This window comes from Acinetobacter legionensis (assembly GCF_048551735.1).
In the GTDB taxonomy this organism is placed as follows: Bacteria; Pseudomonadota; Gammaproteobacteria; order Pseudomonadales; family Moraxellaceae; genus Acinetobacter.
In genome coordinates this window covers 54495-71313 of the sequence record NZ_JBIMBV010000018.1, presented here as the reverse complement: position 1 = coordinate 71313, position 16819 = coordinate 54495, and the positions used below count along the sequence as shown (strand labels likewise).

The window sequence follows — 16819 nt, the reverse complement described above, 5'->3', positions numbered from 1 at the left end:
TTCGGGGCAAATACTGCTTTAATTGTTGACAATAATCAATTCTACTTTATGACAAGCGGTTAATTTATGCCTGCGCCGCAATAACTGCGATCTCAATCAACCAATCTGGATTAACCAAATCAGCTTGAATTGTTGCGCGAGATGGAGCAACACAACCTTCTAACCAATCAATCCAAATGGTGTTAAAAGTTGCAAAATCATCTAAATTTTTGATGTAGACATGCGCAGACAATAAACGTGATTTATCGGTATTTGCCTCAAGCAATAATTGATCAATCGTTGCTAAGATTTCTTGAGTTTGACCAATAATATCCTGTTGGGTGTTTTTAGGAACTTGGCCTGACAAATAAACCACTTTATTGAAAATGGTGACTGCACTCATTACTTGATTGCTGTTGAGTTTTTGAATGTCTGGGTGTTGAACGTTGTTTGACATGTTGATGTCCTTATTTTGAAATTTTAAAATTTACCCGTGCAGTTACACCACACATGAGCTCATAACCTACGGTTCCAGAACTTGCTGCAACTTCATCAATCGGCAGTACAGTTCCATTTGAAGACTGTCCCCAAAGTACCACTTCGCTTCCAACTCGCGCATCTGGGATATGAGTTAAATCAACCGCCAACATATCCATACTGACACGACCAATAGTTTGTGTTCGTACAGAATTGACCAATACTGGTGCATCCATCGAAATACGTTGGTAACCATCTGCATAACCACATGCCACGATTCCGATTTTCATGGCTTGGGTTGCAGTAAATTTAGATCCATAACCCACTGTTTCACTCGGCTGTAAATCTTGAATTGCGATGATTTCACTGCGTAAACTCATGCTTGGTTTAAGATTCCAGTCTTGAATTGAGTGTGTTGGATAGTCAGGAGAACTGCCATACAGCATAATCCCACTGCGAATATAATCTGAACGTAAATCTTGTGAATGTCGGAGAATGGCCGCACTATTTGAAACTGAACGCTCTCCGTCTAAATCTTGAATGGTTTGTTCAAAAATAGCCTGCTGGTAGGCAATCCCAGATTGCCCCAAACGCTCACCATCTGCATCTGAAAAATGCATCATATGCGTGATAGATTTCACCACCTCGAATTGCTTTAATCTTTGCCACATTGCGCGATACGCATCAGCTTTAAAACCAAGGCGATTCATTCCTGTATTCATTTTTAAAAATACATCGAATTGAGTCTGTGCTGGATTGTCTTTGAGAGATTGGCTTTGAAATTGTTCTAGCCAATTCACTTGTTCTTCATTATGCAGGCTAAAACTTAATTGATACTTTTCACAGTCCAATAAATCATCTGCTGAAAAAATACCTTCTAAGAGCAGAATTGGACCTGTCCATCCCGATGTTCTTAGGCGTTTTGCTTCATCGATATCTAACAAAGCAAAACCATCTGCGGATTTGAATGCATCATAAACACGTTCAATACCGTGTCCATAAGCATTGGCCTTGACCACGGTAAAAACTTTACTTTGTGGCATAAATTGACGGGCGACATTCAAGTTATGCAACAAAGCATCCTGATGAATGACAGCAGTAATTGGTCTAGGCATTTTATTCATCCCTGAATATGGATTGGCGTTGTAAATTATTTATCGCTAAACAATTTATTGATTACTGTTTTAACAATGTGGCTGACTTAAGCAGCGTGTGGATAACGCTGAATAGATAAACCTTCGGTACTAATATCAGTTTGATGATTAAGTACTAGATCGCTAATTAATTTTCCTGAACCACATGCCATAGTCCAGCCTAAAGTGCCATGCCCTGTATTAAGGAATAAATTTTTAAAACGTGTTGCGCCAATAATTGGTGTGCTGTCGGGGGTCATTGGGCGAAGACCGGTCCAAAATGACGCTTGTGCCAAATCACCACCCGGGAATAAATCTTGGGTCACCATTTCCAACGTGCCACGACGATCAGCATTTAAACCATGATTAAAACCGCTTAATTCTGCCATTCCACCAACACGAATACGTTGATCAAAACGAGTAATCGCAATTTTATAGGTTTCATCCAAAACTGTAGATTGTGGTGCAAATGTTGGATCAACAATCGGGATCGTTAAAGAATAACCTTTCACTGGGTAAACTGGTAAATTCAATTCCAGCGGCTTTAAGAAATCACGTGAATAGCTACCAAAAGCCAATACATAGCGATCAGCAGTTAACACGTCACCATTAACCACTACACCTTTGATTTGATCACCTTCAACCACCAATCTTTCAACATTTTGGTTGAATTTAAACTCGACACCTAAACCTTTGGCTAAATTGGCTAAAGCATTGGTAAATAAATAGCAGTCGCCTGTTTCATCATTTGGAAGATGTAAACCACCGACCAATTTATCTTTGGCATGTTCTAGTGCTGGTTCTACTTTAGCAAGATCATCTTTAAGCAATAACTCATGTGGAACACCACATTCTTTGAGTACAGCAATATCACGCTGAACCATTTCTAATTGAGCTTCATTACGGAAAACTTGCAACGTGCCTTTTGAACGGTTTTCGTATTCAATGCCAGTATCTTTACGCAGTTCTCTTAAACAGTCACGGCTATATTCTGCAACACGTGTCATACGTTCTTTGTTAATCGCATAACTTTCTGAGTTACAGTTTTTAAGCATTTGCGCCATCCACTGTAACTGCCACATACTGCCATCGATATTAATCGCAAGTGGTGCATGATGTTGAAACATCCACTTAACCGCTTTAAACGGAATACCGGGTGCAGCCCACGGTGTCGAATATCCTGGAGAAATTTGACCTGCATTACCAAAGCTGGTTTCTTCAGCTGGACCTGCTTGACGGTCTAAAACTGTAACTTGTGCTCCTTGCTGCGCGAGGTAATATGCACTTGCTACGCCAATCACACCACTACCTAATACTATTACACGCATTTCTTATCCTTTATGCATTTACTAGTTTATTTCACTAGTATATTTTTGGTTCAATAGTTTATTTCACTATTTTTAATGCTAAAATTCAGGTGTTTTAATTTATTGTCGTGAAAAATGATTAAAAAAAAGGGAATAATTGATGCGTAAATTAGACCGTATAGATCGAATGATTTTAGATATTCTTCAAAATGAGGGTCGAATTGCCATCAGCGAGTTGGCTTCACGGGTCAGTTTATCGACCACACCTTGTTCTGAACGCGTCAAACGTTTGGAGCGAGATGGCATCATTATGGGCTATCATGCACGACTAAATCCGAAACATCTTGATCGCAACTTATTGGTTTTTCTAGAAATTAGCTTATCAGCAAAGTCTGGTGACGTGTTTGAACAAGTGGCCAAGGACTTAATGGAAATACCAGAAGTACAAGAGTGCCATCTTATTTCGGGAGATTTTGATTATTTAGTCAAAGCCCGATTAAAAGAAATGAGTGCTTACCGACGCTTACTGGGTGATTTACTAAAAAAACTTCCCTCCTCTGCTTCTTCACACAGCTATATTGTAATGGAAGAAATTAAGGAATCATTGTATTTGGACGTTCGCTAATCCATCATTTTTTATTTTTAGATGGATTGATGTGGTGCATTGCAGATTTGAATATCTCTCCACATTAGATCCAAATTTTACTGCAAGTAGATCTTAAATTGAGCGGTGATGGACTTAAGAGTTTAACGCTTCCCCATCATGCGGTATCTCTACCCAATTGAGTGAATGACATTAAAAGATTATCGGGGGATTCAGTCCGTGTTTAAATGTGTGATTGCTACTCACTATGTGATTACAAGTAAAATCCCCAACCGAGAATATCTTATCGATGTGTTGGGGATGATTAATTTGATTCGAATTACTCCAATAACCTAGATTTAAACCAGATTTAACAATTCAGAAAACTTTGCAATTCTTGCTTTCGGCACTGCTTCGTCCAACTCTTGTTTTGAACCATATCCATATTCTACCGCAATGGTTTCAATGCCATTTTTACGTGCACCAAAAATATCATGTTCCCGGTCTCCCACCATCAAACACTCTTTTGGATTTAACTTTTCTTTTTCAAGGATATAAGTGATTAACTCACCTTTATTGGTGCGCTCGCCATTTAACTCACTGCCATAGGGATAATCAAAATATTTTAATAAATCAAAATGATCTAAGATTTGCCGTGCATAGACTTCAGGTTTTGCAGTGGCTAAAAACAGTCGATAGCCCTTACTTTTTAAGGCTTCCAAGGTTTGTACTACATCATCAAAAACATGGTTTTCAAATAGGCCAGTTACAGCAAAACGTTCACGATAACCTAATAAAGCTTGCTCAGCTAAAATATCATTTGCTTCAACTTTGAGTAGCTTTGCCAATGATGCCTTTAACGGTGGACCAATAATCCAGTCGATATTTTCACTGTCAGGAATCGGATGCCCAACCTTTGCAAGTCCATAACGTGCAGATGTCGTAATGCCTACTTTTGGGTCGGTTAATGTGCCATCGAGATCAATTAAAATATTCTTTATCACCATCCAATCCTTTAAATCTGTGTTTGAAACAATTATCAAATTACTATCGAGTGTTCTCGCAAACTTGCCTATACTAACGTAAATTTGTGAATTAAGGACATCATCGTGCGCCCTACTGTACTTTGTTTTTCAGGTCTAGACCCTTCTGGTGGTGCTGGTATACAGGCTGATATTGAAGCGATTGGTCAAAGTGGCGCACATGCGGCAATTGCTTGTACAGCATTAACCATTCAAAACTCTCAACAAGTTTTTGGTTTTAAAGCCAGCTCCAAAGAACTACTGCTTGCTCAGGCCAATGCAGTTGTTGGTGATTTACCCATTAAAGCCATCAAATCGGGGATGTTGGGGACGACAGATAATATTGCTGCACTGGCTGAGTTTTTACGTGAACATCCAGATTATCTATATGTACTTGATCCTGTTTTAGTGGCAAATAGTGGTGGTTCACTGGGTAATCAAGAGACCTTGGTTAAAGCCTTTATCGAACTGATTCCTCTGGCAACAATCATTACCCCAAATACGGTAGAATTACGTGCATTAACAGCAGAACAGGACATAGAAAAAGCCACAGCCAAGCTGTTTGAAATGGGCGCACAAGCTGTTCTGGTAAAAGGTGGTCATGAAGATACCCCAAACTATATTCGTAATGCCTTATATGTGAACGGTGAAATGATCGCTGAATCTAAATGTCCCCGTTTAGAAGGTGAATACCATGGTTCAGGTTGTTCATTGGCAAGCTTTATTGCAGGACGTTTAGCACTAGGAGATCCGCTTAAAATCGCGGTACAACATGCTGAAACATGGTTATTTGGTGTATTAAAAAATGCCGAAACGCCGATTGAAGGTGGCCAAAAAATTCCAAAGCGCTTTTAAATGTTGAATATTACTCTGCACTTTTGAAAATAGCATCCAAGTTTCAATAAACAGCTGAAACTTGGAAATCCCCTAAAACAATGGGAATGACAACGAGAATAACAATGCATAAAACACTCACGACAATAATGCTATCAAGTTTACTTTTAACCCCATTCGCATTTGCCCAACCTCAACAACAAACTGTAAGTCGCAATATTAACGATGTAGTGAATGGGCAAAAAACCCATTTTATTTTTAAAGATGGCGATGACGAATCAGGTCAACTCATCATTCAAACACCGGCTAAACAGCAAGCATTTGATCTTGCAGAATTACCATTTGAACGTAAAAGACAAATTCATTTTCAAGACTACAATTTTGATGGATTTACCGATATTGCTGTGTCTACACCTGATATGGGAATGGGGGTTTATTCAATTTTTGATATTTTTCTCTATCAACCTAAAAGTAAAGACTATCAAGTGTTGAACCAAGGAAAAATTGATTTTAGTCATGCACAGTGTTCTGGATTGACGGATCTCAAACTGATTACCCACAAGAAACAAATGACCAGCTCATGTCGAGGTGGCGCAAGATGGTGGGTCGACACGTATCAATTTAAAAATGGGCAATGGAAATGGTTAAAGTCTAAAGTGGAGGATGAATGAATTTTCGCTTCATCCTCTACTGAACTTAATGCCATAGATATAATATAAGCATCCAATCATACAAAAAATATAATTTAATCTGTAGAATGTTGATTATGCGTAATATGTTCATTTCTCAGTATATTTATCTTTAAGACTTTGTATATGTTGGCGATTGGTTTTCCACGAATTTTCTAAAATTTCTTTCTCTAGACGATACTGAATACGTTTTAATTTCATTGGAGGAATGTTGATTTGCTTAAATTGTTTTACATAATCTGTCCAACCTGCACCACGAAAGACATTGTTTGGCATTTTGGTTTTAAATTCGCAATCAGACATAAAAACCACGATTGAATGGATCTGAGTGGAATCAACAATATCTGTGAGCACACTTTCTAAAACTTTTTGATGCTTATAATTTTGATGTAATGGGTTTTGGAACTTATAGCTCTTTTTATAAATCTTTTGTGTCCAAATCTTTTGACGCTCGCCACCAAATATCCAACCTTTATAATTCTTTGTTTCAATGACAAAAACACCATAAAGACTTAATAAAATATGATCTATTTGGGTGGTCTGATTTTGCGCATCAGGCAGAGTACAATCATTTAATAAAATATAATTTTCTTTATCTAAATAGACTTTTACATGGGTACTGACAGCAAATTCACCTATTTTCCCTTTTAAAAAGGGCTTAAATAATTTAACTAGCGTAATCGCAACGAAAAGTAAAACGATCCAACCTAGATTTGATAAGAATGATGTAAAAATTTGAGCAAGCATTTTAAATTGTAATGTAATAATAAATAGCGTTGAGTCTATGGCACTTGTTCAATTTTTAAAAGAATATCCTTATTATCCAACCCACCCGCAAAACCCACTAATTTACCATCTGCCCCGACCACACGATGACATGGTGCAATAATAGAGATGGGATTTTTACCATTCGCTGCACCCACTGCCCGAACCGCTTTGACATTTCCAATCTGTTCTGCGATCTCTTTATAGCTACGCGTTTCACCAAATGGAATCGTCAATAAAGCTTGCCAAACTTTTTGCTGAAACTCAGTCCCCGCAAAATCTAGCGGTAAATCAAACTGGGTTCTTTTTCCTTGAAAATATTCATTCAATTGTTTCACCGTCTCCAACAAAACTGGATGCGTATTGTTTTTAATTAATTCAGCCAGACGAACCCGTTTAGGATTTTCATTTTCCCAAAGTACTGCAACCAAGGCATGATCATGGGCGACTAATTTTAATATCCCGACTGGGGAACTCATTTCCATAAATGCAAGTTGCATGTCCTTATTCCCTTTCCAACTCAGCAACAGCTTAACTTAGCTTGAAGATAATTTCATCAAAATAAGACCTGAAATAATCAATACAGCAGCCAACATCCGCATCGCTGAGGCTGGTTCACCTAAAAAGAAAATTCCGACGGCAAATGAACCAATCGCACCAATCCCTGTCCACACCGTATAAGCGGTACCAAGTGGTAATGTTTTCATTGCATAAGAAAGTAAAGCAAAACTTGCGATCATAAAGATGATGGTCAAAATACTAGGTGTCAATTTAGTAAACCCATCAGACACCTTCATAAAATATGCCCAAACCACTTCAAACAAACCAGCAACTGCCAATAAAACCCATGCCATTATATATTCACCATTTTCTATTGGGTGTTTCCAATATTGATTACACCATGAACTACACATAAAAAAAGTGCTACCTCCTACAGAAATAGCACTTAAATATTTAAATAAATTAAGACGAAGAAAGTTTCATTAAAACTAAGCCAGAAACAATCAGTACAGCAGCGAACATACGCATTGCTGTTGCAGGTTCGCCTAAAATAAAAATACCAACCAAGAATGAGCCTATCGCTCCAATCCCAGTCCAAATGGTATAAGCAGTTCCCAATGGCAAAGTACGCATCGCATATGCCAATAGACCAAAGCTTAAAATCATGAAAAATAAGGTGACAATACTTGGTGTAAGCTTTGTAAAACCTTCGGACAATTTCATGCTATATGCCCAAACGATTTCAAAGATACCTGCGAAAATAAGAAAAACCCAAGCCATGACCAGCTCCAAATTTAAATTAGAATCAGGCCGTCCTGACGATTTTTCTCAAATTGAGGGAGGTCGTTCCTCCTGAAGAACGCTAATTATATCAACTCATGTTGAGGAGTTTATTAAAATTTACAAAATTTGACCTTTTTTACATTTCGAATAATTTTTTTTCGTGAGGCTTACTTTATGATCAAGCATGCTAAATATAAAAATCAGGAATCAAAACCATGAAACATGATTATTGGGGTGATATCCACCCGAGCTGGGCTGGGTTTAGTTCAGAAACATTTTTTTCACATTGTTTTTTTAATCAAAATGCTGATCGGGAGATTTTCTTAGGGGAAGAGTTTGATGAAGATGGCGAAGAGATCGAAGAAGCACCCAATCTTGATCAACTCAACGCTTTTGCAAAAATCTACCAATTATTTATCAACAGTATTGAACAACATATTCAGACCATTCAGCAACATGCTTTTGAACGCTATCAAAAGCTTTATGCACATTATTATGAAAATCCAGAAAAATCCGGTAAGGCTGCATTGAATATTCAGGATGTGGAATCCCATAATCCTTATATTCAGACCATGTTAAATTTGCGTGTGAGCGCACCCGATAGCTTAACCCTCTCTATTCACTATGATTTAGATACAGAGCATGGAATGGAATTTAAGTTTGTAAATAATCAGCTTGAATGTGTCGCTGGCATTGCAGAAACGTAAAAGGTCACTCCTAAAGAAGTGACCTTTTGCTTTATACAAAAAACTAAAGCTTAGAATCTAAAACGCAGACCTGCACCATATAACCAACCTGATTCGGACTTAGTTGCAGTTTGCCATGCTGTCTCTTTTTTACCTTTAGAATATGTATAGGCCACACTCACATAAGGCATCACCTTTTTTGTAATTTCATAACGGGTTTCTAAACCTGTTTTAATACTGTTTAGGCCTGTTTTTTGGGCATAGCGTGAATCATCGCTAAATACCACATTTAAATCTAAATAAGGCTTTAAAATCAGCTTTTGTGTCAATAATAAATCACGTTCAGTTTCTAGGCTAAATGCAACCTGACTGTCCTGTCCGAAATACAGATAAGCATCTGTTTCAAAAAAGTACTGCGCCAAGCCGTGTAAACCCAAAGCCGCATCTACACGTTCCTGATCAGTGGTTCGCTCAGGATTATCACTGTAACGCACACCCGCCTGTACATCCCAAAAATCAGCAATGTTACGGCTATAGAGGGCACTTAGATCATATTCTATTTTGTCTGATTCAGCCTTACTGGAGCTCCCTTTAATGAATAACTTATTTTCATCAGTACCTATGCGTAACTCTAAAGATGAATCTAAAGTACCTTTTCCATCTTCATCCAGCATCCAAGCATTATCAATAGTCACTCGCTGATAAACCTGCGCACCATGTTCTTTACCATGATCATGGGTACTATGCGAAGCTACGCTTTCCGCCCCCTTAGTGGTTGTAATCGCTTGATGCTGTGTATGATCTACAACATTGCTTTGCTTATCCAACTGATTCATTTTTGAATGATCCATGCTTGAATAATCAGTCACTACAGTTGATTCAGTCGCAATACTCTCATCACTTTGCATCTGATGCCCTTCATGGGCCAAAGCCAAACCACTCAGCATAAGTAATGAACTTGCCAGAGCTGATTTAGAAAAAAGATTAATGATTTGCATGTTCGTCCCCTTTCACTTCAGCCTTTTGAGTGGTATTTGTTGTTTGAACTGGCTGGGTGGACACTTTGCCATCACTCACATTGGCAACAATCAATTTATTCATCATCCCTGCACTCATGTGGTAGAGCAAATGACAATGGATTGCCCATTCACCCAATTCATCAGCGGTTAATAATGCTGTAACTGTTTTTGCAGGTGGTACAACAATGGTGTGTTTATTGGGCATATCCACAGCAGGCTGACCATTTTCCAGTTGCATAAACATGCCATGTAAATGCATTGGATGCGCCATCATACTGTCATTGATAAATTTAATTCGGATACGTTCGCCATATTTCACTTTGAGTGGTTCAGCATCACTGAATTTTTTACCATTGATCGTCCAAACATAACGCTCCATGGTTCCGCCTAAGCGAATCACCAATTCACTGGTGGCATCACGAGTATCAGGTTGAGGGGTTAGTGATTTTAAATCACTGTATTGCAGTGCTTTATCTCCTTGCGGCGTCGATGCATTTGCCCAACCATAAACCACTTGGTCATTTTTTTGAGCTGCCGATGAATTGCTATGCTGTGAATGATCCATAGCTTGCGTATCATTGGCATTCATTTCTGAATGGTCCATACCTTGCATAGCATCAGCACTCATTTTTGAATGGTCCATGCCCTGCATATCATTCGCACTCATTTTCGAGTGATCCATGCCTTGCATAGCATCAGTATTCATTTTTGAATGGTCCATGCCTTGCATATCGTCAGCACTCATTTTTGAATGGTCCATACCCTGCATATCATTCCCATTCATTTTTGAATGATCCATGCCTGACATATCACTCATACTCATCTTGGAGTGATCCATCCCTCCGCCACCATGACCTCCCATATCATCCATAGTTAGCAGAGCACGTGGACGAGCAGCAGGCATATGAATAGCAGCACTTTTTGCTGTTAATTCATTGTGGAGTGTTCCAATCGCAAATCCTGAACGGTCAATAGACTCTGCTTCGATCTGATAATGACTGATTTTAGGTTCAACAATCACATCATAGGTTTCTGCTGTACCAATACGAAACTCATCCACACTCACAGGTTTTACTGGTTGACCATCGGCACTGACCACTGTCATTTTTAGCTGAGGGATGCGTACATCAAAGAACGACATTGCCGATGCATTCACAAAGCGGAGTCGAACTTTTTCATTTGGCTTAAACTGACCTGTCCAATTTTGTTCAGGCGTTTTCCCGTTTACAAGAAAGGTGTAACCCGTCACATCAGACATATCTGTTTTTAACATACGCATCTGATTCCACATTTTGCGATCAGACCATGTTGCTTTTAAACCATCACGTTGTAACTGTTTCCAAACATCCCCTAATGTTTCACGTCGATTTTGATAATATTCTGCGGAAACCTTTAGATTTTTTTGGATCTGGTCACTGGTTTGCTCATGGAAATCCGACAACATCACCACATAATCACGATCTGTGCGTTCATGCGCTGCCAGCGGTTTTTTATTCTTTGGATAAATCACTAAAGAACCATATAAACCATCTTGTTCTTGGCCTTTCGAATGGGCATGATACCAATAGGTTCCACTCTGACGAACTTTGAACTTATAGACAAATTCTTCGTTGGGTTTGATCCCGTTATAACCATTAAAGCCAGGTACACCATCCATAATGCCGGGCAATAATAGGCCATGCCAGTGGATCGATGAATCCTGATTCTTTAAATTATTTTTAACACGAATCACCGCTTCATCACCTTCTTCAAATTCTAAAAGTGGTGCGGGAAACTGGCCATTTACAGTAATTCGTTTTACCGGTTTACCTGTTACATTGACGATTCCTTCATCAATGCTGAGTTGATATTCTTTGATTGCGGCAATTCCCCAAGTTGAGGAGACCAAGCACAATGTCGCAACCAAGCTTTGAGCTAATCGCTTTTGAGATAACTGAATAAACATAACTTAACCTAAATTTTAACAAGCAATTTTGAATAAAAAAGTGTCTAAAATCAGATTAAGCTTTTGGAGGACGTAGGATTTCTTGCCAATGCCCTGCGAGGTGCTGAGCTTGGTAATTGATTTGATAGGCTTGAGTGTTGTGCAGATGATCGGGTGCAATCAATTTGGGAATATCAGGATTGAACCAAACCACTGAAGATTGGCATGATAATGCAGCACAGTCTAGGCATTTGCTCTGCTGCGTATCTTGAGATTGAACCTGTAGATTATGGCAATCTTTTAAATTTTGCACCTGCTGCTCATGATTGAGACGCAATTTTTGATCATTTTGTTTTTGTTGTATGTCTAAACAGTGTTGTTTCATTTCTTTTACAGTACTGTTTTTCATCATCGATTGATGTTCATCTAAAAGTGATGCATTCATCATTTGCGCATGTTGCATTATATTTACAGATGCAATAGACACACTGCTCCAACCTATGGCAAAAACCATAAGACAAACAAACCAAAGCTGTTTGTGCAGTTGTCTAAACAAAACTAAAACCTATGTTTTAATCCATAATGAAGCTAAGAGCATAGCCAATAATAACGATTTTGGCAAATATCATGTGGAAAGATTGCCAATATCACTGAATAATTTAGCATCAATTCTACTTTGAATAAAAAATGAATAATCAAATTGATGAAGAGCAGATAATTTTTATAACAAAAGAGCCCATTTGGGCTCTTTTTAAACAGAAATTGCATACATGATAAACGATTGATCACCCTTTGATTAATCTATACCCAGCTTATCCATATGCTTATCAACATGGTTATCCATATAGTTATCATCAGAGTTATCCACAATTCACACAATACACTTGTGGAAAAGTTTAAGCCGAAACTTGTCCAACTTTTGCTAATTCAGCACGCATTTCGTTAATCACAGCTTGATAATCAGGTTTACTAAAAATCGCCGAACCAGCAACAAACATATCAGCTCCTGCTTCAGCAATTTCACGGATATTTGCTGGGCCAACACCGCCATCAATTTCTAACCGAATGTCACGACCTGAAGCATCAATAATTTTACGCGCTTCGCGTAATTTATCCAAAGTCGTTGGAATAAATTTTTGGCCGCCAAAGCCAGGGTTTACACTCATTAAAAGCACTTGATCCACTTTATCTAAAACATAGTCGAGATAATGCAAAGGTGTTGCTGGATTAAATACCAAACCTGCTTTAGCACCACCATCTTTAATCAATTGTAATGAACGGTCAATATGATGTGTTGCTTCAGGATGAAAAGTAATAATATCTGCGCCTGCTTCTAAGAAATCACCAATCATACGATCCACAGGTGAAACCATAAGATGCACATCAATCGGGGCTTTGATCCCATATTTCTTTAATGCCTTACATATACCCGCACCAAAAGTTAGGTTTGGAACATAGTGGTTATCCATGACATCAAAGTGGACAACATCTGCACCAGCTGCCAATACTTTTTCCACATCTTCACCCAGACGGGCAAAATCGGCAGATAAAATTGAAGGTGCAATCAGAAATGGCTTGGACATGAAACAACCTGGCAAAGAGAAATATTTTCCCATTATAACAAACTTACCTTATTGGGTTGTTTTAAAAAGCAACAGTTTTACTTATCTTGGTCATTTATCAGGTCATAGCAATTAATCTGATTGAATGAGTGACTGTCTATTACTTGATGATATGGGTTTTAGCGAATAATCTAATCTTTTGAGAAAATACAAAAAAATAAAGGGCTTCATTAAGCCCTAGATCAAGTCACCACCACCTTGCACAATCTATAGATAAAACATCGCTTATCTATACTGCTTAAGGTTTAGCCTGTTGTTTTTTCTCAAAATCACGAACCATTTTAACGCGTTCTTCAGTTGCAGGATGTGAAGATAAGGCATCAAAAATCTCTAGAGAGCTTTCTTTTTCACTAGATTCATTTTGAGGTTGTTTTTTATTTGGATCCGCTTTTTTATCAGCTTCTGCTGTTTTACCTGATTGCTTTGGTTTTTCTTCCAGTGCAGTTTCATCACTTAAGCGTTGTAAGAAATTCGCAAAATGAGACACTTCAATGCCTTTACGATCCATCAATTTCAGCGCATACATATCCGCCTCAGCTTCAAATTTACGTGAATAATTTGCACCGATCATCGCGGCAGGTAACGAGGTCAATAGGTCTGAACTATCACCCGTCATGGCAATATACAACACACTCAACCCCAGACTGGTCAAGCCTTGTTGTAAACTATGCCGTTCAACCAAATGCCCTTGCTCATGAGCCAATACACCTAAAATCTCTTGATCACTATGCGCCATTTCAATCAACTCATCAGTGATAATAATGGTATTGTTGGGTAAAGCCACTGCATTGGCACCCAATTGCCCACCTTCACGGAAGACCAATTTTGCAGGTTTTCCTTCAGCGATGGTATTTAGATATTGCTTGGAAATTAGATCTTTTTGACCTTGTGCCAAATGACTGGGGTTAGTCCAATTATTCAATACATATTTTTCCGCTTCATCACCTAATTTATTCAAACTATTTTCAGGCAGCTGAAAAGCAACATAATGTGATGCTGCTGGAACACCCCATTTCACTAAAGCAAAAACAAAAACCGCGACAAAGACGATACTGAATACAATTAAACTTGGAGAACGTTCTAATTTCCAAATTGAATGCTGAACATTTTTAGTCCCAAAATTAAACCATTCTGGTAAAGCCCCCTGAAACTCAATCCTAGCGTCATCTTTAAGCTCAATCGCAGGATTTAATTGCCCCAGTGCGCCAATTAATTCCATATCGCGATATGCATAACGGCGTTGATGCTCTAAACGCTCACCATACTGAATCAGCACTTCGAACTCAGATTGAGCAGAAAGTTGGGCATGGTGTGGTTTAGACACCACACCATCATAGAAAATGACTTCTATTGGTCGTGACATAAATTATTCAACTCATATCATTATAAAGAAATATCAATGTCGAAGATGTCACTAATTTCTTCAGCTAAAGCACTTTGCTCTTGCTGTGCAAGATTCATCATTTGATCTGGATCATCATGCAAAATTAAACTCATCGAATCAACTTGATATTTGTGAATACGAATTGCCGCCCATGCAGACATTAAACCAATGCTTAGAATTTTAACCAGCCAATTTGATGCCACAATCCATGCATAACGCCATTGATTACAATCTGTTTTAAATTGGCTACTCCCCACCGTTGTATTGTTCCATGTAGTAATAAAAATACGTGCTGCGATCAATGGATAAATAAACAAACCTGCCACAGCATACATTGCAAAGACACCAAAGATAAAAAAGTTTGGTGTATACCCAGCAATAAAACCGATAATACCAAAATAGATAATGCCAAATACAAGCATGATTCCAAAAGACATAAAAATTGGAATGTAGACTGCACCCATATAAGCTGACCAATCGGCATTCAATTTAAAATCCAACTGACCTGCATATAAATGATCAATGTAGTATTTTTTATACAACCAGATCGCAACAGGAGAAAATATACCTAAACTAAAAATATAAATTAAAATACTAAGAAAAAAGACTTTATAGGATTCTTTTGTGGTTCCCGCAAAATAAAAACGACTATTTCCAAACTTACTATTTCTTGCAGTAAAGCGCATTGTTGCCCGAATAAGCCAAGGTACTGCTGCATATAGCACAACTAGACCAACTACCGTTGCAATCATGGAATACTGCGAGGAAATTGAAAAGGCTGCATAAATACCCAATGCAATCAATCGTCCAACTAAAATCTTGGTTGGAATACCCGTGAAGTCAAAACGTCTTTTAAAGAATTCAGTATTGCCATAAAAATAACGTAAACGACGCACTTTCGCCCAAGGTGCATACAAACTTAAGGTGATGATGGTCAATAGGATATTCACAATCCATATACCAAAATATTCCATCGCATCACCGTGAAATTTAAAACGATGAATTTTAGGATACTGCTGGTCTATGGGTTGCTGTATTTCTGGTGGTGTAGCGCCCTTTTCCAAATTCAAATGACTTGGAAATGGAGGCGGTATTTGTTCTTGCATATTCTTCTCTTTATTTAAATTATTTAATGACAATCTAAAATGATATGAAATAAAACCTCAAAAAGTAGTTTATATTTTTTCTAAGCTGAAAGAAATAGAGTAAAAGTAAACTATAGTTTACTTTTACTCAAAATTTAATTTTTTGTTAGGTGACCCAACTATTTTTGCAATTGCAAAGCATGAAACTGTAAATGGTCATCAATAAAGCTTTGAATGAAATAATAACCATGATCATAGCCTTCATGAAATCTTAATGTGATTTTTTGCCCTACTTTATTACAGGCTTTCTGGTATTTCTCAGGATTCAATTGACTAAAAAACTGATCTTTTAAGCCTTGATCGATAAGTATTTCGTCAAATAACTGACCTTTAGAAAGCAGTAACTGGGTTGCATCATGCTTTGCCCATTCTGAACGATTATTCGATCCTAAATAATGAGAAAAAGCCTTCTCACCCCAAGGGCATTCAGTAGGCGCACAAATCGGGGCAAATGCGGACACTGATTTAAAATAATTTGGATGTTTCCAAGCAAGTGTTAATGCGCCATGCCCGCCCATGCTGTGACCAAATATTCCCACTGCCTCAGATTGAATTGGAAAAGTTTTTATCAGTAATGGATAAAGTTCATCTACAATATAACTTTCCATCTGAAAATGCTCAGCCCAAGGTGCTTGAGTTGCATTAATATAAAATCCGGCACCCTGTCCCAAATCCCATGAATCACCTTGCGCAACCTGTTCACCACGAGGCGATGTATCTGGTGTAATCAAGATCAAGCCAAGCTGAGATGCCAACCGTTGCGCATGTGCTTTAATAATAAAGGTTTCTTCCGTACAAGTCAGTCCTGCTAAATAGAATAATGCAGGACATTTCTGTCCTTTTAATGCTTGAGGCGGAAGATATGTCGCAAACTTCGTTGCCCCTTTTAAATAATTCGACTGAATTTGGTAAATTCTTTGTTCACCATCAAAACAGATATTTTTACTTAAAAGTTCCATTCGCGCA

19 protein-coding genes are annotated in these 16819 nt (G+C 38.1%); 4 read left to right on the top strand and 15 right to left on the bottom strand.

The genetic code is table 11. The features are described 5' to 3' along the window. Nucleotides 1-64 precede the first annotated feature (64 nt). The 3 genes from ACG9ZL_RS16005 to ACG9ZL_RS15995 all read right to left on the bottom strand — a co-directional run bounded on the left by ACG9ZL_RS16005 (nucleotide 65) and on the right by ACG9ZL_RS15995 (nucleotide 2917). Nucleotides 65-436, bottom strand: a complete 372-nt coding sequence (locus ACG9ZL_RS16005) for a RidA family protein (protein ID WP_336952061.1) — start codon at nucleotides 434-436, stop codon at nucleotides 65-67. Nucleotides 437-446: 10 nt separating this feature from the next. Then, nucleotides 447-1571 carry an alanine racemase gene (gene alr / locus ACG9ZL_RS16000; RefSeq protein ID WP_336952063.1) on the bottom strand — a complete coding sequence of 375 codons (1125 nt, stop codon included), beginning with the start codon at nucleotides 1569-1571 and terminating at the stop codon, nucleotides 447-449. An 86-nt stretch (nucleotides 1572-1657) separates the two neighbouring features. Further along, the gene (locus ACG9ZL_RS15995; RefSeq protein ID WP_336952064.1) at nucleotides 1658-2917 is read right to left on the bottom strand and encodes a D-amino acid dehydrogenase; all 1260 of its coding nucleotides are present in this window, start codon (nucleotides 2915-2917) and stop codon (nucleotides 1658-1660) included. A 139-nt stretch (nucleotides 2918-3056) separates the two neighbouring features. Between ACG9ZL_RS15995 and ACG9ZL_RS15990 the strand changes: the two genes are divergently transcribed. Next, nucleotides 3057-3521: an Lrp/AsnC ligand binding domain-containing protein gene (locus ACG9ZL_RS15990; RefSeq protein WP_004723670.1), complete on the top strand. Its 465-nt coding sequence runs from the start codon at nucleotides 3057-3059 to the stop codon at nucleotides 3519-3521. Between the two features lie 317 nt (nucleotides 3522-3838). On the opposite strand, the gene ACG9ZL_RS15985 is transcribed toward ACG9ZL_RS15990, so the two are convergent. Further along, complete coding sequence (locus ACG9ZL_RS15985; protein WP_419328215.1) at nucleotides 3839-4486, bottom strand: HAD-IA family hydrolase; 648 nt, start codon at nucleotides 4484-4486, stop codon at nucleotides 3839-3841. A 102-nt stretch (nucleotides 4487-4588) separates the two neighbouring features. Between ACG9ZL_RS15985 and ACG9ZL_RS15980 the strand changes: the two genes are divergently transcribed. Together ACG9ZL_RS15980 and ACG9ZL_RS15975 are read left to right on the top strand one after the other, a co-directional pair. After that, nucleotides 4589-5356 carry a hydroxymethylpyrimidine/phosphomethylpyrimidine kinase gene (locus tag ACG9ZL_RS15980; RefSeq protein ID WP_336952066.1) on the top strand — a complete coding sequence of 256 codons (768 nt, stop codon included), beginning with the start codon at nucleotides 4589-4591 and terminating at the stop codon, nucleotides 5354-5356. Between the two features lie 104 nt (nucleotides 5357-5460). Then, nucleotides 5461-6006, top strand: a complete 546-nt coding sequence (locus ACG9ZL_RS15975) for an XAC2610-related protein (protein WP_336952067.1) — start codon at nucleotides 5461-5463, stop codon at nucleotides 6004-6006. A 108-nt stretch (nucleotides 6007-6114) separates the two neighbouring features. On the opposite strand, the gene ACG9ZL_RS15970 is transcribed toward ACG9ZL_RS15975, so the two are convergent. The 4 genes from ACG9ZL_RS15970 to ACG9ZL_RS15955 all read right to left on the bottom strand — a co-directional run bounded on the left by ACG9ZL_RS15970 (nucleotide 6115) and on the right by ACG9ZL_RS15955 (nucleotide 8070). Then, on the bottom strand, nucleotides 6115-6771 hold the full coding sequence (locus ACG9ZL_RS15970) for a nuclease-related domain-containing protein (RefSeq protein ID WP_419328214.1): 657 nt from the start codon (nucleotides 6769-6771) through the stop codon (nucleotides 6115-6117). Between the two features lie 35 nt (nucleotides 6772-6806). Further along, nucleotides 6807-7289 (bottom strand): methylated-DNA--[protein]-cysteine S-methyltransferase, encoded by a 483-nt coding sequence (locus tag ACG9ZL_RS15965; RefSeq protein ID WP_419360711.1) that lies wholly within the window; start codon nucleotides 7287-7289, stop codon nucleotides 6807-6809. Between the two features lie 36 nt (nucleotides 7290-7325). Next, nucleotides 7326-7643, bottom strand: coding sequence for a DMT family transporter (locus ACG9ZL_RS15960; protein ID WP_336952070.1), 318 nt, complete (start codon nucleotides 7641-7643; stop codon nucleotides 7326-7328). Between the two features lie 109 nt (nucleotides 7644-7752). Further along, nucleotides 7753-8070: a DMT family transporter gene (locus ACG9ZL_RS15955; protein WP_004723678.1), complete on the bottom strand. Its 318-nt coding sequence runs from the start codon at nucleotides 8068-8070 to the stop codon at nucleotides 7753-7755. Between the two features lie 218 nt (nucleotides 8071-8288). Between ACG9ZL_RS15955 and ACG9ZL_RS15950 the strand changes: the two genes are divergently transcribed. Next, nucleotides 8289-8780 carry a DUF6985 domain-containing protein gene (locus tag ACG9ZL_RS15950; RefSeq protein ID WP_419360709.1) on the top strand — a complete coding sequence of 164 codons (492 nt, stop codon included), beginning with the start codon at nucleotides 8289-8291 and terminating at the stop codon, nucleotides 8778-8780. A gap of 50 nt (nucleotides 8781-8830) precedes the next feature. Here ACG9ZL_RS15950 and ACG9ZL_RS15945 read toward each other — a convergent pair whose 3' ends face one another. The 7 genes from ACG9ZL_RS15945 to fghA form a co-directional block, all read right to left on the bottom strand. Continuing rightward, nucleotides 8831-9757, bottom strand: coding sequence for a copper resistance protein B (locus ACG9ZL_RS15945; RefSeq protein WP_419328212.1), 927 nt, complete (start codon nucleotides 9755-9757; stop codon nucleotides 8831-8833). Continuing rightward, the gene (locus tag ACG9ZL_RS15940; RefSeq protein WP_419360707.1) at nucleotides 9744-11723 is read right to left on the bottom strand and encodes a multicopper oxidase domain-containing protein; all 1980 of its coding nucleotides are present in this window, start codon (nucleotides 11721-11723) and stop codon (nucleotides 9744-9746) included. Before ACG9ZL_RS15940 ends, ACG9ZL_RS15945 begins: the two co-directional genes overlap by 14 nt. Before the next feature lie 55 nt (nucleotides 11724-11778). Continuing rightward, complete coding sequence (locus tag ACG9ZL_RS15935; RefSeq protein WP_419360705.1) at nucleotides 11779-12189, bottom strand: hypothetical protein; 411 nt, start codon at nucleotides 12187-12189, stop codon at nucleotides 11779-11781. Between the two features lie 409 nt (nucleotides 12190-12598). Continuing rightward, entirely contained in the window at nucleotides 12599-13285 is a 687-nt protein-coding gene (rpe, locus tag ACG9ZL_RS15930; protein WP_419330484.1) for a ribulose-phosphate 3-epimerase, read from the bottom strand. A 277-nt stretch (nucleotides 13286-13562) separates the two neighbouring features. Beyond that, on the bottom strand, nucleotides 13563-14687 hold the full coding sequence (locus tag ACG9ZL_RS15925; protein WP_336952077.1) for a M48 family metallopeptidase: 1125 nt from the start codon (nucleotides 14685-14687) through the stop codon (nucleotides 13563-13565). A 20-nt stretch (nucleotides 14688-14707) separates the two neighbouring features. Further along, nucleotides 14708-15814 (bottom strand): YjgN family protein, encoded by a 1107-nt coding sequence (locus tag ACG9ZL_RS15920; RefSeq protein WP_336952078.1) that lies wholly within the window; start codon nucleotides 15812-15814, stop codon nucleotides 14708-14710. Between the two features lie 158 nt (nucleotides 15815-15972). Then, entirely contained in the window at nucleotides 15973-16812 is an 840-nt protein-coding gene (gene fghA, locus ACG9ZL_RS15915; protein ID WP_336952079.1) for an S-formylglutathione hydrolase, read from the bottom strand. Nucleotides 16813-16819: the final 7 nt, after the last annotated feature.

What these genes read in the sequence shown, in the direction of transcription:
- ACG9ZL_RS16005 (WP_336952061.1), bottom strand. Translation starts at nt 436, where the DNA reads ATGTCAAACAACGTTCAACACCCAGACATTCAAAAACTCAACAGCAAT.
- alr (WP_336952063.1), bottom strand. Translation starts at nt 1,571, where the DNA reads ATGCCTAGACCAATTACTGCTGTCATTCATCAGGATGCTTTGTTGCAT.
- ACG9ZL_RS15995 (WP_336952064.1), bottom strand. Translation starts at nt 2,917, where the DNA reads ATGCGTGTAATAGTATTAGGTAGTGGTGTGATTGGCGTAGCAAGTGCA.
- ACG9ZL_RS15990 (WP_004723670.1), top strand. Translation starts at nt 3,057, where the DNA reads ATGCGTAAATTAGACCGTATAGATCGAATGATTTTAGATATTCTTCAA.
- ACG9ZL_RS15985 (WP_419328215.1), bottom strand. Translation starts at nt 4,486, where the DNA reads ATGGTGATAAAGAATATTTTAATTGATCTCGATGGCACATTAACCGAC.
- ACG9ZL_RS15975 (WP_336952067.1), top strand. Translation starts at nt 5,461, where the DNA reads ATGCATAAAACACTCACGACAATAATGCTATCAAGTTTACTTTTAACC.
- ACG9ZL_RS15970 (WP_419328214.1), bottom strand. Translation starts at nt 6,771, where the DNA reads ATGCTTGCTCAAATTTTTACATCATTCTTATCAAATCTAGGTTGGATC.
- ACG9ZL_RS15965 (WP_419360711.1), bottom strand. Translation starts at nt 7,289, where the DNA reads ATGCAACTTGCATTTATGGAAATGAGTTCCCCAGTCGGGATATTAAAA.
- ACG9ZL_RS15960 (WP_336952070.1), bottom strand. Translation starts at nt 7,643, where the DNA reads ATGGCATGGGTTTTATTGGCAGTTGCTGGTTTGTTTGAAGTGGTTTGG.
- ACG9ZL_RS15955 (WP_004723678.1), bottom strand. Translation starts at nt 8,070, where the DNA reads ATGGCTTGGGTTTTTCTTATTTTCGCAGGTATCTTTGAAATCGTTTGG.
- ACG9ZL_RS15950 (WP_419360709.1), top strand. Translation starts at nt 8,289, where the DNA reads ATGAAACATGATTATTGGGGTGATATCCACCCGAGCTGGGCTGGGTTT.
- ACG9ZL_RS15945 (WP_419328212.1), bottom strand. Translation starts at nt 9,757, where the DNA reads ATGCAAATCATTAATCTTTTTTCTAAATCAGCTCTGGCAAGTTCATTA.
- ACG9ZL_RS15940 (WP_419360707.1), bottom strand. Translation starts at nt 11,723, where the DNA reads ATGTTTATTCAGTTATCTCAAAAGCGATTAGCTCAAAGCTTGGTTGCG.
- rpe (WP_419330484.1), bottom strand. Translation starts at nt 13,285, where the DNA reads ATGTCCAAGCCATTTCTGATTGCACCTTCAATTTTATCTGCCGATTTT.
- ACG9ZL_RS15925 (WP_336952077.1), bottom strand. Translation starts at nt 14,687, where the DNA reads ATGTCACGACCAATAGAAGTCATTTTCTATGATGGTGTGGTGTCTAAA.
- ACG9ZL_RS15920 (WP_336952078.1), bottom strand. Translation starts at nt 15,814, where the DNA reads ATGCAAGAACAAATACCGCCTCCATTTCCAAGTCATTTGAATTTGGAA.
- fghA (WP_336952079.1), bottom strand. Translation starts at nt 16,812, where the DNA reads ATGGAACTTTTAAGTAAAAATATCTGTTTTGATGGTGAACAAAGAATT.